Source organism: Halobacteriovorax sp. DPLXC-1 (assembly GCF_036903125.1).
Taxonomy (GTDB): domain Bacteria; phylum Bdellovibrionota; class Bacteriovoracia; order Bacteriovoracales; family Bacteriovoracaceae; genus Halobacteriovorax_A; species Halobacteriovorax_A vibrionivorans.
In genome coordinates, this window is the sequence record NZ_JAYMCO010000001.1 from 426953 (window position 1) to 450651 (window position 23699).

General features: G+C 36.1%; 16 protein-coding genes and 1 tRNA gene. 12 read left to right on the forward strand and 5 right to left on the reverse strand.

Annotated features, from left to right (window positions below; translation table 11 throughout):
• The first annotated feature begins 6 nt into the window (after positions 1-6).
• The 4 genes from VCM44_RS02200 (at position 7) to VCM44_RS02215 (ending at position 5266) form a co-directional block, all read left to right on the forward strand.
• Entirely contained in the window at positions 7-975 is a 969-nt protein-coding gene (locus tag VCM44_RS02200; RefSeq protein ID WP_158536775.1) for an FHA domain-containing protein, read from the forward strand.
• Complete coding sequence (locus VCM44_RS02205) at positions 956-3214, forward strand: FHA domain-containing protein (protein ID WP_334677882.1); 2259 nt, start codon at positions 956-958, stop codon at positions 3212-3214. The genes VCM44_RS02200 and VCM44_RS02205 overlap by 20 nt, the downstream gene beginning before the upstream one ends.
• The gene (locus tag VCM44_RS02210; protein WP_114705822.1) at positions 3211-3954 is read left to right on the forward strand and encodes a PP2C family protein-serine/threonine phosphatase; all 744 of its coding nucleotides are present in this window, start codon (positions 3211-3213) and stop codon (positions 3952-3954) included. Before VCM44_RS02205 ends, VCM44_RS02210 begins: the two co-directional genes overlap by 4 nt.
• A gap of 76 nt (positions 3955-4030) precedes the next feature.
• Complete coding sequence (locus VCM44_RS02215) at positions 4031-5266, forward strand: response regulator (RefSeq protein WP_334677883.1); 1236 nt, start codon at positions 4031-4033, stop codon at positions 5264-5266.
• A 2-nt stretch (positions 5267-5268) separates the two neighbouring features.
• Here VCM44_RS02215 and VCM44_RS02220 read toward each other — a convergent pair whose 3' ends face one another.
• Positions 5269-5934, reverse strand: coding sequence for a biotin--[acetyl-CoA-carboxylase] ligase (locus tag VCM44_RS02220; protein WP_158536774.1), 666 nt, complete (start codon positions 5932-5934; stop codon positions 5269-5271).
• A gap of 56 nt (positions 5935-5990) precedes the next feature.
• Here VCM44_RS02220 and rph point away from each other — a divergent pair, with 56 nt between their 5' ends.
• The 3 genes from rph to VCM44_RS02235 all read left to right on the forward strand — a co-directional run bounded on the left by rph (position 5991) and on the right by VCM44_RS02235 (position 7417).
• A complete protein-coding gene (rph, locus tag VCM44_RS02225; protein ID WP_114705819.1) occupies positions 5991-6698 on the forward strand; it encodes a ribonuclease PH in 708 nt (235 codons plus the stop codon).
• Positions 6698-7270, forward strand: coding sequence for an RdgB/HAM1 family non-canonical purine NTP pyrophosphatase (gene rdgB / locus VCM44_RS02230; RefSeq protein ID WP_334677884.1), 573 nt, complete (start codon positions 6698-6700; stop codon positions 7268-7270). The genes rph and rdgB overlap by 1 nt, the downstream gene beginning before the upstream one ends.
• A gap of 70 nt (positions 7271-7340) precedes the next feature.
• Positions 7341-7417, forward strand: a tRNA-Pro gene (locus tag VCM44_RS02235).
• A 24-nt stretch (positions 7418-7441) separates the two neighbouring features.
• Here the strand turns inward: VCM44_RS02235 and VCM44_RS02240 are convergent.
• Positions 7442-8575 (reverse strand): HD-GYP domain-containing protein, encoded by a 1134-nt coding sequence (locus VCM44_RS02240; RefSeq protein ID WP_114705817.1) that lies wholly within the window; start codon positions 8573-8575, stop codon positions 7442-7444.
• A 231-nt stretch (positions 8576-8806) separates the two neighbouring features.
• Between VCM44_RS02240 and smc the strand changes: the two genes are divergently transcribed.
• Positions 8807-12490: a chromosome segregation protein SMC gene (smc, locus tag VCM44_RS02245; protein ID WP_158536773.1), complete on the forward strand. Its 3684-nt coding sequence runs from the start codon at positions 8807-8809 to the stop codon at positions 12488-12490.
• Positions 12490-13086, forward strand: a complete 597-nt coding sequence (locus tag VCM44_RS02250; RefSeq protein ID WP_114705815.1) for an outer membrane lipoprotein carrier protein LolA — start codon at positions 12490-12492, stop codon at positions 13084-13086. The genes smc and VCM44_RS02250 overlap by 1 nt, the downstream gene beginning before the upstream one ends.
• On the opposite strand, the gene VCM44_RS02255 is transcribed toward VCM44_RS02250, so the two are convergent.
• A complete protein-coding gene (locus VCM44_RS02255) occupies positions 13067-15025 on the reverse strand; it encodes a lytic transglycosylase domain-containing protein (RefSeq protein ID WP_334677885.1) in 1959 nt (652 codons plus the stop codon). The genes VCM44_RS02250 and VCM44_RS02255 overlap by 20 nt on opposite strands.
• A 143-nt stretch (positions 15026-15168) precedes the next feature.
• Between VCM44_RS02255 and rimO the strand changes: the two genes are divergently transcribed.
• Complete coding sequence (rimO, locus tag VCM44_RS02260; RefSeq protein ID WP_114705813.1) at positions 15169-16554, forward strand: 30S ribosomal protein S12 methylthiotransferase RimO; 1386 nt, start codon at positions 15169-15171, stop codon at positions 16552-16554.
• A 6-nt stretch (positions 16555-16560) separates the two neighbouring features.
• On the opposite strand, the gene VCM44_RS02265 is transcribed toward rimO, so the two are convergent.
• Positions 16561-20442 (reverse strand): Ig domain-containing protein, encoded by a 3882-nt coding sequence (locus VCM44_RS02265; RefSeq protein WP_334677886.1) that lies wholly within the window; start codon positions 20440-20442, stop codon positions 16561-16563.
• A 206-nt stretch (positions 20443-20648) separates the two neighbouring features.
• Here VCM44_RS02265 and VCM44_RS02270 point away from each other — a divergent pair, with 206 nt between their 5' ends.
• Positions 20649-21425 (forward strand): hypothetical protein, encoded by a 777-nt coding sequence (locus VCM44_RS02270; RefSeq protein WP_334677887.1) that lies wholly within the window; start codon positions 20649-20651, stop codon positions 21423-21425.
• Position 21426: 1 nt separating this feature from the next.
• On the opposite strand, the gene epmA is transcribed toward VCM44_RS02270, so the two are convergent.
• Entirely contained in the window at positions 21427-22422 is a 996-nt protein-coding gene (gene epmA / locus VCM44_RS02275; RefSeq protein WP_334677888.1) for an EF-P lysine aminoacylase EpmA, read from the reverse strand.
• A 30-nt stretch (positions 22423-22452) separates the two neighbouring features.
• On the opposite strand from epmA, the gene ftsY reads away from it, so the two are divergent.
• Positions 22453-23667, forward strand: coding sequence for a signal recognition particle-docking protein FtsY (gene ftsY, locus VCM44_RS02280; RefSeq protein WP_334677889.1), 1215 nt, complete (start codon positions 22453-22455; stop codon positions 23665-23667).
• Positions 23668-23699: the final 32 nt, after the last annotated feature.

Sequence of the window (23699 nt, forward strand, 5' to 3'; positions counted from 1 at the left end):
ATAAGGATGACAAAAAATTTATCTGCTCCTGAAAGTGCTGGGAAATACCACCGTATTATCTGCATGACAGGAAAGAATAAGGGAATTTGTTATTACCTTAATGGTAAGCGCGTTGTGCTTGGCCGTCTGAGTTCAAATGATGTCCAAGTACTAGATACACAGGCTTCACGTGAGCATGTTGAATTGACTCGAGTTAATAATGAATACACGTTAACTGATTTAAAGTCACAGAACGGGGTTATGGTAAATGATCTTAAGGTTACTCAACATAAGTTAAAGTCTGGCGATAAAATTATTATTGGTTCAACTGTATTTAAATACTCCTTCCTAGAGGTTAAAGAAGAAAAAGCATTAGTTGAGTTCGAAGATGAGGATGAAGAAGACGAGGAAGAAGAGGAAGAGGTAAAAAAGACTAAGCCAAAAAAGAAGAAAGTTGATAGTAAAGAAGCAAAAAGAAAAAAGCTTATATATGGCCTAGCTGCAATTATGTTGATCTTTTTCTTTATGGATGGAGATACTGAACAGGTAAAGAAAGCTAAATCAAATAAAACAGGAAGTACCGTAATTGAGTCGAGTAATAAAAACACAGGGATTCAATATAAAGAAGACTTAGAGGTTAAAGAAAAAGTAGAAGCTTATATCCATCGTGGAAGACGTGAGGCGCGAGAAGGAAACTATTTTAGGGCCATGCAAGAGTTTAATCTTGCCTTAACCTTGGATCCAAATGATGGTGAAGCTGCATACCACTTGAATATTGCTAAACAAAGACTTGATGAAAAGATTAAAGATATGTTTGATCAAGCAACTAAGAACAAAGATTCACTTAAATATTCAAGGGCCCTAGGGACATATTGTGCAATTTATAAATTATTAATTGAATATAAAACAGATGAGCGTTTTATTGAGGCCAAAAAGAACGTTGAAGATATGGCCGAAAAACTTGGGATGAAAAAGAGTGATAATTACTGTTTCTAAAAATGGAACAATTTTAAATAAATACGAGTTTACTGACCAAGTAATCTTAGGCCAAAGTGCGTCTTTTTTAATCGGAAGATCTGATGATGCTCAGGTAAAACTTGAAGATCCACAAGTTTCCCGTCAATTGGCCAGCTTGAATTATAATGGTGTTTCTTGGACTATTAAAAAACTATCAGATTACGATACGATATTGCTAAATAACACTCCTATGTTTGACTCTGAAGTTGAAGTTAAGAGTAATTATTTTATTGTTTGTAATGATTATCGAATAACTTTCACAGAATTAGAGGCCAATGTTGTAAATGATGTTGCAGAGTCGCACGATCATCAAGACGTAAATGACACTCCAGCAGAACTTGATGACGAAGTGGATATTCCAATTGTGGAAGAAGAAGATGAAACTTCTGTTATGGATAACCCTGAAAATGGAGAAATTGAGGATGATGCCCAAACGCAAGAGTTTGACTTAAACGATGAAGGGCCAGTTCAAGAAGACTTTCAGGAACAAGTTCAAGATGACTTTAATGACTCTTTTGAAAGTGATGCACCTTCTGACGATTTTCAGATGGATGGAAATCAAGAAGAAGGATTTGGTGACTTTCAGGATGATGGTTATTCAGAAGAATATAATGATGAGTATGGTGATCAAAATTACGATATCGACACACTAGATGATGATGCTGGTGATAAGACACAAGTATTTAGTGGGTTTGCAAATTTTATATTAGAGTTATTTGGTGAGGATGTTCCTTACGATCACTTTAATCTCGACCAAGCTGAAACATTTATTGGAAGAGACCCAAATAAATGTCAAATTGTCTTAAGTGACCCTGAGGTTTCATCAGTACACGCAGTTATACGTAAGAATAGAATTACTTGTGTTCTTGAAGATTTACAATCTGCTAACGGTACAATTCTTAATGGAAAGAGGATAAATCAAAAAGAAATCACCAATGGTGATGAATTTATTATTGGTTCAACGACGTTCACTGTAAAAATTGCAAGTGACTTCATTAAAAGTCAGCAGGATATGCTGATGCCAGTTGAAGATAATCAGGAAATCGAAATCGAGGAAGTTGTAGAAGTTTCAGATGATGACGATTTAGGTGATCTTGAATTATCTGATATGCCTGATGATACCGAAGAAAAATCAATCATCAAAAAAATACTAAAAGATCCGGAAAAACGTAAAAAAGTTCTAATTTATACTGTCGTATTGTTAGGGGTTTATATGTTTTTATTTCCTGATAGTGAGCCTCAACAGAAAAAGAGTGCTAAGGATAAGCAAGCTCAAGAGCAAAAAAAGAAAGCAGTTGTTACATCTGTCGATAAGAGACTAACTAAAGAACAACAAGAAAAAGCAGAAGCTTTATACCAACTTGCCACTCGCTACGCTAACGAAGGAAATGTTGTACGAGCAATTACAGAATTTGAAAAACTTTTCTTAATCACAAAAGACTATAAGCAGGCGCAGACTTTCTATCAGTTAGCAAAAGATAAATATGCAGAGCTTGAAAAAGCTGAGCAAGAAAGAAGGGCCGAAGAAAAAAGACAACTTATAAAGGCCAAAGTTGATAAATTGTTAGAAAAAGCTCAAGCAGCTGTAAAAGAAAAGAACGTCACTTTAGCAAGAGGACTCTTTCAGCAAATTAAGGAGCTTGATCCAGATAATTATGATGTTGCAAATTTAGAGTTAGAAATAAATGCATATGTAAAAGAGAAGAATCGAAAAGAATTAGAAGAGGCCCAAAAGAAGGCAGAAAGACAAAGAATGGTCGACGCATTAAGGCCAGGTGAGAAATTATTCTTACAAGAAGAGTGGTTTAAAGCTGTGAATGCACTTGAATTGTTTATAAGTGAAAAAAATATCGACGAAGATTTAATGAAGAAGGCAGTCGATATGTTAAAGAAATCACGACAAAATTTGAAAAATATTACTGGACCTTTATTGGGTAAAGCAAGATCCTTAAAAGAAGCTGAGGACTTAAAAGCTTCTTATGAAGTTTTTAAAGAAGTTCTGCAATACAACCCAAATGAGATTGATGCTCAAAATGAGCTTGATGATATTAATGAGATACTTACTGAACGTGCCCGCAAAGTTTATCGACAGGGTCTTGTCTCTGAATCACTAGGTGCTTTTGAAGAGGCTAGAGAGAAGTTTCAGGAAGTTCAACAAATCTCACCTGTAGATAATGAGTATTATATCAAAGCCTCTAAAAGGTTAAAAAACTTATGAGAGAACTTGAAAGCTTTTTTGCTCGCACACATCAAGGGCCATATTTAAATCTAAATGAAGATAGTACCTATATTAATTTAAAGCAGAAAATATTTGGTGTTTTTGATGGCTTTGGTGGAAGTGGGATTTCTGATTTAAACCTCGAATCAGTGACTAAATCGATTGAAAACTATTTTACAAAGTTATCAGGTGATCCAAATGCAACGATGCCTTATTTTTATTCACCTCAATATGTTTTAGAGACTAATGCATTAGTGAATGCCATGATGATTGCTCATAAAAACTTAATGGCCATTAATAAGAAGAAAGAGATGAAGGATAAAGGTGGTGTTTCGGTTGCATTAACAATGTTATCGGAAAATATTCTATCTGTTGTTTCATGTGGCAATTGCGTTGCACTTTTATATCGAGACGGTGCTTTATCACAAATCAGCGCACCAGATTCACCAACTCAAATATCAACTTCAGATAATACTCATCATAAAAGTACATTTCCTCTTGTTGCATTGGGGCTCTATGAAGAGATTTCTCCAAAAATATGGGAAGTAAATGTAATGCCACATGATAAAGTAATTCTTCTATCGGATGGGGTTTATGGAAGCCTTTCATTAAATGATATAAAACGTGTTGTTCAAGAATTGGGCCCTGATGAAGTGACTCAAATCGACGGCCTTTTTAATTTTGCTAATCGAAAAGGTAATTTAGACAATCAGTCGGCCATTATTTTCTCAATTTTATAATATAATTAAATAATCCTAGTAAAACTCAATACTTGCTTAGCTGGATTTTTTGCGTAACAATATATTGAGGTTTTATATGAGTAGAAAGGTATTAGTTGCTGACGATAGTCAGACGATTCAAAAAGTAATCAAAATTACATTTGCAAGCCAAGACTTTGAGCTTACTCCTGTATTGGATGAAGAGGATATTTTCAACCAAAGTGAAGACTTTGATTTGATTTTATTAGACTTTGGTCTTGCTGATGACGGTTATGGCCTTGGTCGAAAAGTTCGAGAGAGGTTTTCACAAACTCCTATTCTCGCAATGCTAGGGACATTTGATATCATTGATGAAGAGAAGCTACGTAGTAGCGGATATTCAGATAAAGTTGTAAAGCCTTTCGAAACTGAAAAGTTTATCAATTTATGTAATGACTTAATTGAAAATGGTGTTTCTGATGAACAGCCAATTGAAGATAGCGAAGAGTTTCCTCAGGAAGACTCTGAGGATGATAACTTCTCTGGTTGGGGTGTCGATACGACTCAAGGTGAATTTGAAGAAGAAGATCAGACAGGTGAGTTTCACCTCGATGATAAGCAAGATATTGATTCTCTAGAAAATGAAGAAACGATCGATCCTTCAGATTTAAGCTCTGAGTTAGACGGTTGGGGCTTTGATCCAACAAATTTAAAAGGTAGCGATGTAACAGGTGATTTTGATTCTCTGCCTCCTGTTATTGAAGGGCAAGAAATTAGTTCTGAGAATGAAGCACCAGATATAAATCAAGAGGCGGCTTCGACAGTTTTAGATGTTAGTAATTATTTTGGAAGTCTTGATGACGAGCTTGATGATGACTTTCCTCAAGAAGAGCCTATTATTGAGGAGCCACGATCTCAATATACTAGTGAAGAACTTTCTGCTGAAGAAGATGCTACAGATGAATCAGATGACTTCCCACAAGAGATCGCAGATGAGAATCTTTGGGATGTTGATGAAGAAGTTTCTCAAGCATTTTCATCACCAGAAGAAGATGAGCACGAAATTGATGTTTCTAATGCTAGTGAAATGAATGATAATTTCTCTTTTGAGCGCACAACAACAGCTCTTGTTAATAAAGGTGCATCAAAGCAGGCACCAAGTATTGATATGGAAGACTTAAAAGCTTCATTAAGAGCTGACGTCGCACCTATCATTGAAAAATATGCAAAAGAATATTGCGAACAAAACCTAGAGAAGATTATTTGGGAAATTGTTCCAGATCTTGCAGAGAACCTAATTAAAAAAGAACTTAAGACAATCTCAAAAAAAGTTCTTACTTCAATTTCAGAATAAAACTAATCCAATAAGAGAGAGCCTGTATAGGCTTTCTCTATTTTATCTCCGTTTTTAATCAATGCTTCACCATATTCACCAATGCCTTCAAATGTGCCAGTGATAATCTCATCACCATCAATAACTTTACATTTTTGATTGATATGAAAGCTTAATCGACTCCATTTTGAGATAATGTCATGATCGTTTAATCGATTCTCACAGATATACTTATAAATTTGCTCCGGTAGAGTCTTGTACTCTTCTTCGTTAAGTAAGTGACCTGATTTTAGCTGTCCATAGTTATTATGAGTGGACTTCGTAACTGGGCCATAATTTATTCCAATACCAATAATGTAATCATCTCCCTCTTTATTTACGAGGATTCCAATGACCTTCTTTCCTTTTTCATTGTAAATATCGTTAGGCCATTTGAGACTTAAATTATCTTCATCAAAATACTTCGCAAGAGTAATCGCAATTTCTAGTGCCAGAAGAGTAGGCTTACCTGTAGGGCTAATATTAAATGAGAAAGCTAGACTATTTTCGAGATCTTCCCAATTATTATCTCTTCTACCTCTTCCTTGTGTTTGCTTCTGTGCGCTAATTAGAATTGAATTGTGTTCTTCAATTAATTCAATAGCTTTAAGTTGGGTAGAGGGAAGTTCTTTAAAGTGTAAGTGTTTCATAGGCTTTCTCATTATGTTATTATCGAAGAATACTAATAAAATCAGAGGTATTCAATATGTCACTAATCGAACGTTCTACTCCAAGAGAAGTTAACTTTTCTATTAATATTAACCCTTATGCAGCCGGTTCTGTACTAGCTGAATTTGGTAACACAAAAGTTCATATTACAGCTTCAATTGAAGATAATGTTCCAAGGTGGATGAAAGGCAGTGGAAAAGGTTGGGTGACGGCCGAATATTCAATGCTTCCAAGTTCAACTCATACTCGCTCAAGACGTGAACGCTCTAAAATTGGAGGACGAACTCAGGAAATTCAAAGGTTAATTGGACGAAGCTTAAGGGCCGTCGTTGATCTTGAAAAGCTTGGTGAGCGAATGATTACGCTAGATTGTGACGTAATGGTTGCAGATGGTGGTACAAGAACAACTTCTATCTCTGGCTCTTTTATTGCTCTTGAATTGGCAATTCAATCATTACTTGCAAGTGGTGACTTAAAAGAAAGTCCAATTATTGAACCATTGGCCGCAATTAGTTGTGGAATTAATAAAGAAGGTAAGATTATTGCTGATTTAAATTATGAAGAAGATTCAAGTTGTGACACAGATATGAATATTGTTATGACTGAGTCTGGAAAGTTTATTGAAGTTCAAGGAACGGCCGAAGGCCAGGCATTTTCAAGAGAACAAATGGATGCTCTTATGGATTGTGCAACAGAGTCATTAAAAATTGTATTTGCAAAACAAAAAGAAACTTTAGGACAGTAATGAACTTTATTCTTGCATCTGGTAATGCCCACAAGGCCGAAGAGTTTGGTATTCTTTTTAAAGATAGTAACGTTACCGTAAAGGCAGCACCAACTAAATTAGAAGTGGTTGAAGATGGAACAACCTATCAAGAAAATGCCTTAAAAAAAGCACAGGCATATTATGAAGAATTTAAAAAGCCTGTTCTTGCAGATGACTCCGGAATTAATGTAGAGGCATTACCTGATGAGTTGGGAATTTTCTCTGCTCGTTTTGGGGGAGAAGGTTTAACAGATAAACAAAGAGCTGAGCTTCTTTTAGAGAAGCTTTTAGACAAAGAAAAACGTGAAGCTTTCTTTACTTGTGTTCTGTGTTTCTATATTTCACCTGAGGAAATATATTTTTTTGAGGGGCGCATGGAAGGTGAGATTTCAGATAGTTATGTGGGAGATGGTGGCTTTGGTTACGATCCCGTATTCTGCCCTAAAGCCTTTCCCAATAAGACCGTAGCTGAATTAGAAGAGTGGAAGAATGCAAATTCTCATCGAGCGAAGGCCGTTGATAGTGCTGTGAAATTTTTTAAGGAACTTTAAATAAGTTTAAGTTCTGGGTTGCCAAAAAGGTTTAGATCACTTATAACAATCACACCCAATTTTTCAATGTCGGAGTATAGCGCAGTTTGGTAGCGCACTTGCTTTGGGAGCAAGGGGTCGCAGGTTCAAATCCTGCTACTCCGACCATTTTTCAAATCCCATAAATTTAACTTATTTTTCAATCTTATTAGGATTATCTGGTGCTTTTGTGAAATTCTCACCAAGCTTCTTTGGTTGTACTTTTTGTACTGGAAGTTCAGCGTGGGCAATTTCAGTGTTGAAGTCTTCTGGAAGTTCTATCATTGTCTTTCCAGTTAAGATTACTTTTGAAACTTTTTTAACAAAGAAATCAAAAATTTCAGCATCGATCTTCTTTCCAACTGTTTTTTTCATAATTTCTAAAGCATCTTCAATTGGAAGTGCTTGTGAATATGAACGCTTTGTTGTGATGGCATCAAAGAAGTCAGCAACAGAAACTACTTTTGAAAAGATGTGGTGGTCAGGTCCTTTTAATCCCTTTGGGTAGCCTGAACCATCAATATTTTCATGGTGTTCAACAATTACTCTTTCAATTGCTTCTTTTTTTAAACCTGGAAAATCTGGGTTCGCTTCTCTAAACAACTCGACACCAAGTTCTGGGTGTTTTTTTATTTCTGCAAATTCTTCATCAGAAAGACCACCTGACTTATTGAGGATTTCAGTTGAAATCTTTGTTTTCCCTAAGTCGTGAAGAAGTCCACCGAGCCCAATTGCTACAAGATCTGCTTCACTGGCCTTAGGTCTATATTGTTTATAGATGAGAACACTATACATACTAACATTTATTGAATGATCGTAAGTGTAGAAGTCGTGAAAAGATAATTCACCGATCAGGTTCTTAAGACTATTGATATCGTAGTCTTTTATAACTCCAACCATGGCCTTCATTGAATCGTGACAACCATCAAGGGCCTCACCAAGAATTTCTGTATTAAATTCTTTTCCTGGATTAAAGATATCATCGAGATGCTTAACAGCTGAGTCTTTAATGGCCGTTACTTTATCAAGAGATTCAAAATCATCATTTTCAGCAAGGGATTGTAAGTAAAGACCTCGTTCTGACTCGAGGACATGAATACGTTGATACTTTTTAAAGTCCTCCACGTCTGCGTCAGTAAGTACTTCACCTGGCTTAACAATTTTCACATAGTGATCCTTGTCTTTTACCGTCGATGAATTGATGTAGATATTATATAGCATCGGCTTTTCTCGTGAAACGAGATGAAAGTCGATTGTGAAATAGACTGTCTTTTGATCTTGGCTCATTGGATTTCTTATCGGCAACTTTGAGTGAATGATGAAGCCCTAGTATTAAATTCGTACAATATAAAGTGGCGTGTTAGTTCTTGTTAGGATTTTGGCTTTGTAAGATATTAAAAATACGTAAGTCTTTTAGCGAAACTTAAATATTAAAAGTGTACGATTTGGTGCTTGAAATGGTACATTAAGCCCTACACAACACACAAAATATAGTAGACATTGACGGAGTGAATCAAAGTGCAACTGAAAAGACTTATTATCCAGGGCTTTAAATCCTTTAAAGATCGTACAATTGTTAATTTTGACGACGGTATTACAGGTATCGTTGGGCCAAATGGATGCGGTAAATCAAATATCGTAGATGCCCTTTTTTGGATTATGGGTGAGCAATCAGCTAAACACCTAAGAGGTAACTCTATGAAGGACCTTATTTTTGCTGGTTCTTCTAAATACAATCCAGCTGCTTGGGCCGAGGCAACTCTTGTCTTAGAAAATACGGATGGTAAGCATATTCACATTGGTGGAAAAGTTGCAAACCCTTCAGAGATTCAGTTAACAAGAAAGTTATATAGAAATGGAGATACGGAATATCGTATCAATGGAGAGCCAGCAAGACTCAAAGATATCCAAGAAGTATTTATGGATACTGGTGCTGGTGCAAAGTCTTATTCAATTATTGCTCAAGGTGAAATCAACAGACTTGTTCAAGCAAAACCGGTTGAGCGTCGTACAATGATTGAAGAAGTTGCTGGTATTACGAAATTCAAAGTTCGTAAGAAAGAATCGATGAGAAAGATCGAAGCAACAGAGCAAAACTTAAATCGTCTAAATGATCTTACTGTTGAAATTGAAAAGAATTTAAAATCTCTTCAAAAACAAGCTGAAAAAGCTGAAAGAGCTCGTAACTTAAAAGAGAAAATTAAGCGCACTGAAATCTCTGTTAATGCACACAAGGTTTTTGAAGATCTTCGCGAACTTCGTGATGGTTCATCAGAACTTACTGAAAAAAGAATGAACCTTGAGGCTTGGAGTACACAGAAAGATTCTCTAGAGATATCTCTTGAAGAAGAGCGCTTTGAAAGAGAAGAGAAGACTGCAAAAATTGATGAATTTCAAAAAGAAAGAAATGAGATCTCAAATAAATTAGCTGCTTCAGAAGAAAGGCTTAATGCTCTTTGCAAGTCTCTAACGGATAAGGAAGAGAATTTAGAGCAAAGGCAAAAAGAGATCGAAGAGCTTTCACAAGAGATTGAAGAAAGACTACTGAAGAAAGAAGAAATTGAAACAGAAATTAATGATGTTATCACTTCTTCAAAAGAAGATTATGACTATGAAGCTGCAAGTGAAAAACTTGAAACTTTAAAGTCTGAACTTGAAGATCGCCAATCTCAAATAAATGAAATTGAAGAAGAGTTAAATATTAAAAAAGAAGAGCTTGTTAAAATGGAACAACAAGCCTTTCAAAATAGTTCAAAACTTGAAGAATATGCTGCAACTCTTCAAGACCTTGCAACTGAAATTGAAGCAATTGAAAAACAATACTCAGGTGTTTCAACAGAACTTGCCAAGGAAAGAGACGAGGTTATGGCCGCTAAGAATTTAGCGCAGGAGTTAACTGAATCAGAATCAAACCTGAAAGAAACAGTAAATGAATTAACTATTAAGGATCGTGATCTAGAGAGTGAACTGAAAACTCTTACAAAAGAGCAGATTACGAAACAATCACGCTTATCTTCTTTAAAAGAAATCCGCGCATCTCTAGAAGGTGCAAAAGAAGGTGTATCGAAGTTCTTAAATGAAGTAGACTCGGAAAATTACACTGTTCTAGGAAATATTATCAAGTGTGATGACAAGTACACGAAAGCTGTTACAGCACTTCTTGGAGAGTTCTTAGAGTCTTTAGTTACTTCTGAAAGTGACCTATCTCTTCTGAAAAACTGGGTGTCTGAAAATGATGAGAATGCGCTTGAAATCTTACTTGCTGATAAATCAGCAGATATCATTTCGGCTGAAGCACGTGAAAGACTCCAGGTTAAGCTAGGAGCAGAGCTAACAACGTTAAGTGATATTATTGAATTACCTGAAGAGTATAAAGCGAAACTGACTCCTTATTTATCAAGCTTATTTATCGTTGATACTCTTGACGTTGATAAGGTTGCTTCACTTGAGAGCTCGATCTCATTTGGTGGAATCTCAGATATTGCAGGAAATATTCAAATTAGAAATCGCCGTAATGCGACAGTTCTTCATATCAAAGGATCTGGAGAGCAAGGTCAAAGTGCGATTGAAAGAAATAATACAATTGAAACTCTTGAAAACGAGTTAGTCTCTCTAAATGAAAAAGTTGCCAACCTTGAAGAAGAAGTAAGTGCTTCAAATGAGATGTTAAAGTCGAAAGTTGAAGAACTAGAAGATGCTCGTCTTGCTCTAAGTGAAGCAAGAGCAGATTATGCAGCAAAGAACTCTGCTTTAGAGTCGAAGCTTGCTTCAATGGAATCTGGAAATACGAGACTTGATATTCTTAAGAATCGTAAGGATGAAACGTCTAAGCTTAGACTTGCTATTCTTGAAAAAGAGGAATCATTTCATAAAGAGAAGTCATCACTAGAAGAATCAATTTCAGATATGTCTGAAAGAATTCAAGATCTACGTGATGGATATAATGAGATGAATGAGGTTTATGAAGCTGATCGTGAGGTTTATGTTTCTAAACAAGTTGAGGCCAAGACTTTTGAACAGCGTGTAAATTCACTTCGTTCTCAGTCAGAGGATATTGAAAAACAAATTGAAAAGCAAAAGCTTCGTAAAGAGTCCAATACTGAATTAATTACGAAACTTGAAAATGAAATCGAAACGATTCAAGTTGAGATTGAAGAGCTTGAACTTTCAAATAATGACAAGGCAGATGTTCTTGCAAGTAAAGATGAAGTCCTAAGCATTATGAAAGATGAGTTCTCTGAATTATTACTTGCGATGCAAGAAAGAGAAGAGCAGGTTAAAGAACTCACTAAGAATATCAATAAAGCCGACAAGGAAATTACTGAAAAAGAAGTTCGTCTTGAAAGATGTCTTAATGAAGAAGAAGAGTGCGTACGTAATATTTTTGAGAAGTACCGTGTTGATCTTCGCGAGACTCTTGGTCGCTATCTTGAATATGGTGAGTCTGACTTTGAAAAGCTTAATGATATTTCAACAATGTACTTCATGGAAACTGAGAATGGACCAAAAGAGATTGAAAAAGAATCTTATGAGTTTGTTCGTAAATATGGACAAGATCTTAAAGACCAAGGGCATAAGCTTAAGAATTATAAGTCTGAGTTTGGTCGCTTAGGTGAGATTAATTGGCAGGCGATTGAAGATTATGACAGACAAAAACTACGTTATGACTTCTTAAAGGTTCAAGAAGTAGAGCTTAGAAAGTCTCTAGAAGATCTTCAAAATGCGATTGATCATATTGATGAGAAATCAAAAGAAAGATTTAAAATTGCCTTTGAAGAAGTTGATACGAGATTTAGAAAAGTATTCCCAATTATCTTTGGTGGAGGGGAAGCTCGTCTAGAGATCGTTGGAAATATTGAAGATGCAGAATGTGGAGTTGATATTATTGCAAAACCTCCAGGTAAGAAGATGCAAAATATCAACCTAATGTCTGGTGGTGAAAAGGCCATGACTGCGGTTTCACTAATCTTCTCTATCTTCTTAGTTAAGCCATCTCCATTCTGTCTACTGGATGAGGTTGATGCTCCACTTGATGATGCCAACGTAGGACGTTTTAATGAACTTCTTCGTGAAATGAGCGCTGAATCACAGTTCATTCTTATTACACATAATAAGAAAACAATGGAGTTAAATGATACACTATACGGGGTAACAATGCAGGAGCCTGGTGTTTCAAAGGCAGTTTCGGTACAATTACAGTAATGAAAAAACTATTACTACTGACAATTATTTCAAATATGGCCTTGGGATTCGTTCCAAGGTCTTTTTCTACTAAATACAAACAAATTGTAAAAAACCAATTAACGGGAACGCCTAAAGAGTCTAATGGGACTTTTGATTACCAGTACCCAGGAAAACTTAGACTTGAGCAAGTTGGAACTGATGCTCTTGTTTATGTAACGAATGAAAAGACAACTTGGTATAAGAGAGATGGCTTTATGCCTGGAGATCCTGCTGAGATTGTTATCCATAAGGGAAGTGATAAAGGGCTATCCAACTTCTTTGATCTCTTAAAAAGTGGATTAAAAACAAATAAGAACTACAAGGTTAAAGACAGCGAAAAATACAGTGTACTGGTCTTTGAGGAAAAGGCCGTAAAGGATACTGGTGTAATTGAAACAAAGCTTGTTTTTAAATCGACAGATAAGAAATTCAGTAATCTTTCAAAGATTGAAATCAACTATGCTGATGGCAAGAGTGTTAATTTAGAACTATCTAATATTGCCACAAATAAGAAATTTCAAGAGAAGAACTTTATCCTTCAAGTACCAAAAGGTGCTAACGTTTCATATCAATAAAGCCACCGCGAAAGAAGTTCTCTTTCAAAGTAATTGGCTCATCACTTAGTAATCGTGAGTATATGAGATAATTTCTCGTTACAAGTTTTACATATTTTCGTGTTTCTTTGTAAGGAATCTCTTCAATATACTCTAGGTCTGGAAGTTTAATTCGGCTTCTCCAGCGTCTTACCGGTGTACCTCCAGCATTATAGCTGGCCACAAAATCAATAAAGTTATTATCTCTTCTCTTCATTAACTCGTTTAGAAGAAGGCTTGAGAAGGTGATATTAATCTTTGGATTATAAAGGTCTTCATAGCTATTGTATGGAATCTTATAGCGTCTAGAAAGACGTTTACCTTGTTCCGGAATTAATTGAAGAAGTCCAAATGCATCGGCAGGTGAGCGTGCATATTGATTAAAGGCCGACTCCTGTCTAGCGATACTCATAAGTAGTGGAGTTGTGACTGTTTTTGAGCGATTATTCTCAAGGAATTCCTTTTTGAATGCTAAAGGAAATGCAAATTGTGGATCTTTACTTAGAATCTCTTTTTGTTTTTCATCACTTTCTCTGAAGAATTTGAAGATCATAATATTGAAATATTTGGCCGCATATAAGTCACCATAGCTTACATCTTCATTACTATCGATGATCTTCTTAGCAAGTTCTGTATTGTTTAAGTATACGGCCCAGGCCAGTTCATTAATAGTAATATCAAACCTTTCACGATAGTTGATGTGTTCAAGTTTTGTATGATTCATATGAGCAATTTGGCCATAGTATCCAAATTGATCTTCGTCTTGAATTCTTTTTAGAAGCTCTTGTGCTTCTTTAAATCGATTAAGCTTTTTTAAGCCTACAAATTTCCAATAAAGAAAACGGTAATTTGCCTCTTCTGATTTACTTTCAAACTGATCAAACCAACTGATCATTTCTTCATAATTTCCAGCTTTGTAATTTGTCCAGGCGAGATTCCATACAATGCTTTCGAGATGCTCATGTTCTTTTTCAATTGCTGCATATGCCTTTTTATAAAACTTAATAGAGCGATCATATTTTCTTAAATCTTCAAAAATACCACCGATTGTATAATAAGTCGTTACTACTGAATCGTTTGGAACTTCCTTATATAATAGTAGGTTTCTTAGGACTCTCACTGCTCTTTGTAGATTATCTTCCGTCCAATATATTCTTGCTAAACGAATTGAATACTCAGCATGCTTTTCTTTTAAGTATTCTGATTCACGATTCTTTTGAAGATAGAGTACAAGTCCTCTGATATTTTCACGAAAGCTATCACCTTTGCGTTCTCTCTTATATGAGTATGCTAGTCGAAACCAAGCATCGACCTTTTCTTCTTTTGTGGAATCTTTATTTCTAATAACACGACGATAGAAATTTCTCGCCTTTGGGAATTGGCGATCACGCTCAAAACTCTTTCCAACTTCCATAAACTCTTCTGGCTTTGGAGATGTGTTAAAGCGAGGTGAAACTTCAATTAGTTTTTCATAGATTCGATCGTATTCATTTGTATTTTGTGGAAATTTTTTTAAACTGTCTTGAAGTAGTCTTTCTGTTTCTCCACGTGTTTTCAAATAATCAATCTTATTTAATACGGCACTTACATAAGTATCATTGTAATAAGGCTTTGAGATTATGGCGTCGATGAGTTCTTCACGGGCCCAGTATGGATATTGTTCTACGTTCTTATATTCTTCACTGAGTTCTTGGATACTCTTTGTGCAGTTTTTATGATAATTCGCTCTCAGCCAAGGAGCTAAAGGGAAATCTGTCACTAAAAACTTTTCATATTCTCGACATGAGACTTTGTCGTTCTTTGAAATCTTCACAAGTAGGTTTGTTAATTCACCACTTGCTTTACGCTCCTTTGGAGGACGATCTAAGTTTGTACAAGAGGCCAGAAGTAAAATAAATGTCGTTATAATAATTAATCTCATTACTATCTAGAATAGGCCGAGAAGGTAATTCCTTCAAGTAATTGAAAATAGGCACTTCTGTACCTAAAAAAATTACATAAGACCTTGAAAAAACGTCGGTTGAGACTTATAAGTACCTACTTTCGCTTACATTGGAGACATATATGACTGAGATTTCATCTCAAGTTAACCAAAAATTTAACGACCGCACGGTCTACTTTACTTCTCTGGGTTGTTCTAAAAACCTTGTTGATGCTCAGGTTATGCTAGGGCATATGGGCCTAAATGGCTTCAAGGTTGAAACTGAACCGCAAAATTCTGAAGTAATTGTTGTTAACACATGCTCTTTCATTGAAGCGGCAAAGCAAGAATCGATAGAGATGATTCTAGACCTTGCAGACTATAAAGATGAAGAGGTCGGAAAATGTAAGGCCCTCGTTGTGTCAGGTTGTATGGCTCAGAGATATTCAGATGAACTTGAAAAAAGTCTTCCTGAAGTTGATATGTTTATTGGAACAGGTGAATACAATAAGATTGTTCCTCTTCTAACAGCTTTAGAAAATAATAAATTAGAAAAGAAGTCATTTGTTGAAGTCCCAAGATTTATTCATACTGAATTTGACCCAAGACTTAATACTTCTCCATTTTATACTGCTTGGTTAAAGATATCTGAAGGGTGTAATCGAAATTGTACATTTTGTATTATTCCAACACTTAGAGGGCGTCTTCGTTCACGTACTGTTGAGTCTCTGGTTGAAGAAGCAAAGAAACTTTCTGAATCAGGTGTTCGTGAGTTAAATCTTATTTCTCAAGACCTTTCTGATTATGGAGTTGATTTAAGTGATGAAAATAATCTATTTGAACTCCTGTCTGGCCTTGAAACGGTTGATGGTGTTGATTGGGTTAGACTCTTCTACTTCTACCCAGATGAATTAACTGATGAAGTAATCGAAAAGATGGCAACATCTTCAAAAGTTTGTAAGTATCTTGATATGCCAGTTCAGCACTTCTCTGATTACGTGTTAAAGAGAATGAATCGAAAGATCACTGGTGAGAAGATCATGGAGAGAATTGTTAAGCTTCGTGAGAGAATACCAGGTATTGTTCTACGAACTTCAATTATTGTCGGTTTTCCTGGTGAGTCGGAACAAGATTTCGAAAAACTTTTAGAAGGTGTAAAAAAGGCTCGCTTTAATCACCTTGGTATTTTCAGATACTCTGATGAAGAAGGTACACCGGCCTATCGTCTTAAAGATAAAAACTCTCAGGAAGTGATTGATGAAAGATTTGATCGCTTATATGAAGCTCAAAAAGAAATTGCTCGCGAGCTTAATCAAGACTTCTTAGGTCAAACAGTTGAAGTCTTAGTTGAAGGAACACATGAGGATACTGATCTTCTAATTGTCGGTCGCCACTTTGGACAAGCTCCGGATATTGATGGAAAAGTTATTATCAATGATTTAAATGAGAGAGATTTAAAAATCGGTGACCTCATTGAAGTTGAGATCACCGAAGTATTAGATTTTGATTTAGTTGGTCGTGTACTTTAGTTATATTTATTCTTCATCTCTATACTTATATGCAGGGAACTCGTAGAGATATCGCCCTGTAATCGTATCCCCTGAAGTGTAGTTTTGAAGAAGTGGCAACGTTAAGAAGAATTCATCATCGTCGTAACCTTTAATCTGGTAATCATCTGTACCGATACGAATCTCCATACCAGGGTAAAAGTATTCGCTTGGAAATCCGCCAGTAACTTTTACTGACAGCTCGGACTTCGTTGCAGAAAAGATTGTTAGAGGGATAACAGTGTAGGCAGTTCCTACTGTTGGTGCAGTCGATGGTCCACAAGCACTATAATTTGTTCCTCTATTTAAATCGTCCCAATCGTCAAATCCATTGATAGGGTTACCAAATAAATCTGACAGTGAGTTATCCATTGCCCAGTTACCTGCAATATAAGCTTTGTCGAGGTTTGTTAGATCAAAGCTTGTATCCCAATCTCTAATGTGAACGTTAATTCTTGCTTGAACATCATTGGCTTGGTCAAGGCAGTTAAAAGTATAAAAAGGATTGGCTCCCATAAATGGATCAACAATATTATTAGGTGTATCTTCATATGTAGCTGATAAAGCGTGAGCCTTTATTCCGTCTGCATAGTAGTCCGTATTCCCATCATGACAAGATGTTTCAGTAAGGTAATTTGTTACCAGTACATTTGTATTACCACCTCTCTCAAGTGGTCGAGTTGGTGATTGAGTTGTATTTACTCCATTATATGCTTCCGTTAGTTTTGCATAAAAACCTTTCTCAACATCACTTCTACCAAACTCTTCGACAATTGGTCCGTCAAGGCAGCTTCTAGGATTTCCTTCACACGTATGTTTCACAACTTCTACTGTGTTAGTACAGTCTGATGGTGTAATGAGTGTTCCAGTATCGTCCCTAACTTCTTCAGTATAGATAAAGTTTATTAAACCAAGTGAGTAGCCACCGTCATCACAGTTGATATCTTCACTGTATTTCCCTGTACAGATATCATCAAGAGATCCAGAGAATGGTACTCCGTTAATGTAGATTCCATCAGTTGTGTAAGTCGCAACGTTAGCATCACCACCACCGTAAATGTTTCCATTTCCTTGGCCAGCTGAGAAGCTTGTTGTCCCTGCTGCAAGACATTCGGGAGATGCATTTGTTACAACTTGAACGATGTAGTCCGATACTGTGCCATCATATGTAACTTGATTGTCTGTTGTCTTATTAGGTCTACGCTTAAAGTAAGAGAATGGTACATATTCAAGAGTATGGCACATTCCTGGACCAACATTTGCATTAATATTTATATCTCTTGCGTAAAGGTCACCTTCTCCAATATCGAAGAAGCAATCTATATCAATAACATCTTCAATATCAGATGCTGATGATTTTGGATTACTGATAATATCTCTCTTCTTTATTCGGCATTTATTAAAAATATTACCTTCACCATCTTTGTGGCCATAGAACAGTGGAGTATTATCAATATCAATTTCAACTTCAAAATAGTCTTCAATTAAAATATTGAAAGAGCTCGAAGCAGAACCTAAAATATTTTTTGCTGTAACGACAAAGTTTTTTGAAGCTGCAGCAACTTCAGGTATTCCTGAAATTCGTCCTGTGTCTGGATCTAGCGTTAGTCCAGGTGGAAGTTCCGGCTCAACAGAATAGACAACAGAATCTCCTCTTGGAAGAGTTGCTAAAAGTGATGACTCAACACCTCTTTGAAGTTCAAAAGTTGTTAGAGATTTATAATTTGTTATTGAGTCTGCATTTAATGAATACGGTCTCACTGATGAGAATTGTGCAGGCAGAGTTAAAGTAATTGGCTTACCATCAGCACTTTGCAGCAGTGCTGTATCATTCGTTGAATCTATGGCAGATAATGATAAGCTTGCACGATTCGTTGTTGTTAAAACGTCCATTCCTGATACTAAACTAGCTGTATCTGAAAACGTTGCTTCTATAACTGGAGCCCACATACTTAGCATTGTATATGAAGTTCCTAAATCACAATCAGCTAAATTAGTATTACTTGCAATAAAGTCACGATTGGCCGTTGTATCATCAGGATCTTTTACTTGATTAACAAAAACGTATCCAGATAGCCCTGTATCCGTTGGGTTTCCAGTTACAATCGCTTTTGCATATTCATTTGAAGGTGCTGCTATAAACTCCTGACAAAGTGCCGGTTGTTGGTCAATATAAGTCGGTGTGAATGCAGCCGTTGTATTAAGTTCCATAACATGAGTTAAAGAAACCGGCTCCGTTAGAATAACTGCTTCTTCATCTACGAACTCTTTATAGTTATCAATCGAAGAATCTTTTACGAATTCACCAGAAATAACCTGTACGATTAGATACTTCTCATTTCCATCAATGTCTAAAATTTTCTTGATAACACCTTTTGCACCTTCTGTTAGAGGAGGTGTTGCAACAGTTGCTACTTCTTGGCCTACGACAAATGTTGAAGTACTTTGAATTAAGTTCTTTACTTTAAAAGCTGTAAGTTGAGAGTAAGAAAGCTTCTCAGGCGGGTTTACAATACCTATGTCAAACGTAAAAGTTCTCTTTGATATGTTATTTGATACCGTAACAGAGTATTCTTTTGCAGTTTGTAGTTCGTGATCTGCCCCTCCTGATACATCAATGATGTAGCCAAATAATGGACTATCCACATCTTTTACTAGCTTCAATGTTGAAGGAAGATCTGGAGTAACTTCAATATTGGTATGATTGTCATAGCTAATATGTGAAATAGGACTTACAGATGTATCATTGATAAGTTTTAAAACAATATTTGAATCAGGTTGAAAGTAATACTTAAGTTTCTCAATAACTCCTTCTGTATTAGAGAATGGAGATTGATTGTCAATAACGTCACCAGGGTATATTTCTCCTGAGCTGATTGTTCCAAAGATAGAATTAGACTCATCTTTGTAAGTTATTGTTCCTGTTGCACCTGATGCAGTTGAGAATGTTTCAGATGTAATAGAATCGTCAGCTAAAAATCCTGTATTTGAATTTAATTGAAAGCCAATATATACAGGGCCAGAAAATGGAAATGCCACAGTATTTGTATTTGTTCCATCATAATTGAAGTAACAAGTACCTGAGTCAAGATACACATCACCAATTGTAGGGGTACTTGGAACACTTGTTCCTATATCTGTTCCAGTACAGTTAAAACTTGAATCGACTTCAAAAGTAAGCTTTTCTGGGATAGGTGCCATAACGGCAATTTTAGGCATCGAAGTTACAGTTATAGTTTCTGCGGTTGCATTCGGTGGATCATAGAAGTTGAAGTTTGCGTTTGCAGCAGTAAATGTTCTAATTGGCGCAGCATTTATATCTCCAAGCCTAATAGTCCCTGTTTTACTTTCAAGAGTGAAAACGCTTGCATATGTTGTTTCTAAATCTGTTCCAAAGTTAAAGCCTGGATTTGAGATTGGATCTAAGAAATTATTTTGAGTAGAGTCACTTACTGAAAAAAACTTGTCTTCTTGACTTATAAACTCACTATATTGATTACTTAGAGTGTCGCCGCCAGATGACTCGATGATTGTATAATCGCCAAAGTTTCCACTTGGTTGAATATAGTTAACTAAGTTTGAGCCACTGACATTCATTAGGCTTAAGTCACCCGTAACAAAAATATGTGTTTTGGAGCTGTCATAAGAAACAGACGATGGAATATCGATACTGTCTGCTGAAATCTCATTTCCTTCATCATCCTCAAATCCTGATGGTGGATCGACGACTTCACCAACTGAACTTGATGCATCATCACTTGTTGCACCTTCTTCCTTAAACTTAGTTAAGCTATCTGGCACACATGAAGATGTGATGAGAAGTAAGATTAATAATAAATGGAGTGACGGTCTACCTTTTAACGTTTTCATACAATTATTATCGAATGAAACGTCCATAATCTTTACGAAATTTGAAATAACCCCTGTTTACGGGGGGATAGAGGTATTTCTTGCCTGTGACTTGGATAAAAACTTGACAAAAATATGTGGCTAATTTTTGCTAACTTCCTAAAAATACGAAGGGCATTTATAATGAGGAAATATTGATAACTTATTGTTTTTTTTGGGGGACCATTTTGAAGAAACTCATTATTGTTTGTTTAGTTGCGAGTACGACCTTTGCACAGGTTAATTTTCTACAAAACTTAAGGCCATTTGTTGAAAAAAATATTTCATCAGAACTTGCGGATAAAATTTGGGGAGCAAAGGACGAAGTTACTTTACCTGAGATACCAACAATTAAAAAAGATGCAAAAGACTTAAGTGTTTATAACAAGAAAAAATATAATTCACCTTTTTCAAAAGAAAAAATGTCTCAATATAATCTCTCTTATATAAATGAGCTAATTAAAGCGACAAGAGGTTTAGAAGCAAATCGAAATGAGTTATCAAAGTGGTATAGTACTCTAGAACAAGGGGGAACACGTGAAGGTGTATATCGTTCTCTTGTTCTCTCTCCTTATTACCAGAGGCTTGAAAATTATAAAGAACAAACTTCAGAGGTTGCCAAAGACTTTACTGTTTCTTTCTTTGGGACATATTTAAATAATGAACTAGAAAAAGCTAAACTTAGTTCTTTAAATATTTATTCCATAAAAAGAATAACGACAGAAAAATCTCTTGAAGTAATGGAGGCCCTTCTAGGTCAAAGTCAGGAAAACTTCAGTCGTTGGTACGCAGTCTTATCTGCTGACTTGGCCAAGAATCATCCAATATGGAGTAGTAAACTAAGAAGCACAAAAGAAAGTGGAGTTCACTTTCGCTGGGCCATGAAGATGACACCTGATATTGTTAAGTCGGAGCTTATCTTGAAGCTACACTTGCTTTTTAATCATCTTCAAAAACAACAATAAACTAATCAAAGAAAACGTCTTCTTCAGCTGTAATGGCCATAAGAAGGCGTTCTACTCCAAGTGCAATTCCTGCACTCTTGGGAAGACCTTTTTCAAGGGTTGATATAAATCTTTTTGGCCACGGTAGTTTGTAGTGATAAATCTCTTCTTTTAATTTGCTATCTTTTTCAAACCTTTTCATCTGCTCAATCGGATCTGTCAGTTCATTAAAGCAATTACAAATTTCAATACCATGACAATAAACTTCGAATCTTTCACACACTCGAGGATCGTCTTCTTTTATAGTTGAAAGTGCACGTAGCGGTTCTGGGAATTCATAAAGAAGAACGAAAGGATCTTTTTTCAATTCTGGTTCAATATAATTATACATAAGTAAGAAGAAGAGGTCGTCCCACGCATAATCATCTTTATTATTAGAAAGACTTATTCGCTCACTGAAGTCACTTTTTATCTTATTAAATAATTTATCTCGTTCAAGATAGTTGAGAATATCGAATTGAAGCACGCTCTGAAAAATTTCTTGAACAGTAAGTTTTTTTATATCAACTTGTGTCTTATTGCGAACTTGCTCATAACAGTACTTAAAAAGTTGGATTGTATCTTCCATGATCTTCTCATAGTTTTCATTAGCTCGATACCATTCAAGCATTATGAATTGCTTGCGGTGTGTTTCACTATTTGGCTCATCACGAAAACAGTAGCTCATAGTGAAGATCTTATTCATTCCTTCGCTCAATAGTTCCTTCATATGAAATTCTGGTGAAGTGTGAAGGTAGAGATTATGAGTTTTTTCTTGATGCACCGAGTGAATTGCAAAGGGATGAATGTGAGTTTCCATTCCCGGATTCTCGACAATTGGTGGTGTTAGCACATCAATAAAACCTTCTTTGTTGAAAAAGTTTCGAATCGTTTGCTGTAATTGAAAAAGAGCTAATTTATTTGCCATATTAATGCCGTTTTTTGACTTAAAATATTGATTTTTATACTTACTTATCATATCTCTAAAGCACACAAAATGGAGAATTATATGTTGCAACTCGTTGCTTTTCTACAGTCTTGGGCAGACCAAGCTGGAATGAATATCATAATCACAATCGAATACGCTTATGCCTTTATTGCTCTTTGTTCGGTATTAGGTGTGAGTGGTTTCACTGGGCTTTTCTATCTTGTGAAACCAAAGGCAAAGCTGCCTCCACCAACTAAAACAGAGACAGAAGAAAAAGATGAGCCTCAGTCACAAGCTGAAGTATTAGAAGTTGTTGAAGAAGTTAAAAAAGAGGAAGAAGTCCTTGAGCCGACTAAGCCAGAGAAGTCATGGAAAGATCGACTAACAAAGGGTCTTTCACGCTCTCGTGAGGGAGTTTGGGGAAAGATCGGAAGTATCTTTGGCCGCGGAGGTCTTGATGAGGATGCACTTGAAGAAGTTGAAGAGCTTCTCTATGGAGCAGATCTTGGGCCAAAGGCAACAAGTGAACTCATTGAAGATCTTGAAGAAAAGGCAAAGTCTGGGGATTTTGATGAAGCAAAATTTAAGTCATATATTAAAGACTTTTTGAAGAATAAGATGGCAAGTGTACAGGCCAATAGTCCTGGAGATCTGTTTCAATTCGAAAAGAGTGATTCAAAATTACCTAAGGTCATAATGATTGTTGGTGTTAATGGAGCAGGAAAGACGACAACTATTGGAAAGCTTGCGACAAAGCTTACTAATCAAGGAGCAAAGGTTGTTGTTGGTGCGTGTGATACATTCCGTGCTGCGGCAGTTGATCAGCTCCAGGTGTGGTGCGATCGCGCAGGTGCAACAATGATTCGCGCAAAGGAAGGGGCCAACCCAAGTGGTGTTGGTTATGACGCGCTTCAGGCTGCAATGAATGAGGAAGCTGACTATTGTATCCTTGATACGGCGGGGCGTCTTCATACAGCGGGAAATTTAATGGATGAGCTGACTAAGAGTAAGAATGTTCTTAAGAAGCTGATGGAGGATGCACCTCATCATACACTTTTAGTTATTGATGCCATTACTGGTCAAAATGCTATTCGCCAAGCGGAAGAGTTTAATAAGGCTTTGGATCTAACAGGTCTAGTATTTACAAAATGTGATGGATCTTCGAAGGCCGGAAGTGCAATTTCAATTGTTGACGCACTTCAAATACCAATTACTTATATTGGTGTCGGTGAAAATGTCGAAGACCTGAGTGTGTTCAATTTAGATGAGTATCTTGACGCACTGGTAGGTAATTGATTGATTGACTGGAATCCTTTGTAGGACTACAA

Excerpts from the sequence above, each read along its gene's own strand:
- VCM44_RS02200 (WP_158536775.1), top strand. The coding sequence starts at position 7 with ATGACAAAAAATTTATCTGCTCCTGAAAGTGCTGGGAAATACCACCGT.
- VCM44_RS02210 (WP_114705822.1), top strand. The coding sequence starts at position 3,211 with ATGAGAGAACTTGAAAGCTTTTTTGCTCGCACACATCAAGGGCCATAT.
- VCM44_RS02215 (WP_334677883.1), top strand. The coding sequence starts at position 4,031 with ATGAGTAGAAAGGTATTAGTTGCTGACGATAGTCAGACGATTCAAAAA.
- VCM44_RS02220 (WP_158536774.1), bottom strand. The coding sequence starts at position 5,934 with ATGAAACACTTACACTTTAAAGAACTTCCCTCTACCCAACTTAAAGCT.
- rph (WP_114705819.1), top strand. The coding sequence starts at position 5,991 with ATGTCACTAATCGAACGTTCTACTCCAAGAGAAGTTAACTTTTCTATT.
- rdgB (WP_334677884.1), top strand. The coding sequence starts at position 6,698 with ATGAACTTTATTCTTGCATCTGGTAATGCCCACAAGGCCGAAGAGTTT.
- VCM44_RS02240 (WP_114705817.1), bottom strand. The coding sequence starts at position 8,575 with ATGAGCCAAGATCAAAAGACAGTCTATTTCACAATCGACTTTCATCTC.
- VCM44_RS02250 (WP_114705815.1), top strand. The coding sequence starts at position 12,490 with ATGAAAAAACTATTACTACTGACAATTATTTCAAATATGGCCTTGGGA.
- VCM44_RS02255 (WP_334677885.1), bottom strand. The coding sequence starts at position 15,025 with ATGAGATTAATTATTATAACGACATTTATTTTACTTCTGGCCTCTTGT.
- rimO (WP_114705813.1), top strand. The coding sequence starts at position 15,169 with ATGACTGAGATTTCATCTCAAGTTAACCAAAAATTTAACGACCGCACG.
- VCM44_RS02265 (WP_334677886.1), bottom strand. The coding sequence starts at position 20,442 with ATGAAAACGTTAAAAGGTAGACCGTCACTCCATTTATTATTAATCTTA.
- epmA (WP_334677888.1), bottom strand. The coding sequence starts at position 22,422 with ATGATAAGTAAGTATAAAAATCAATATTTTAAGTCAAAAAACGGCATT.
- ftsY (WP_334677889.1), top strand. The coding sequence starts at position 22,453 with ATGTTGCAACTCGTTGCTTTTCTACAGTCTTGGGCAGACCAAGCTGGA.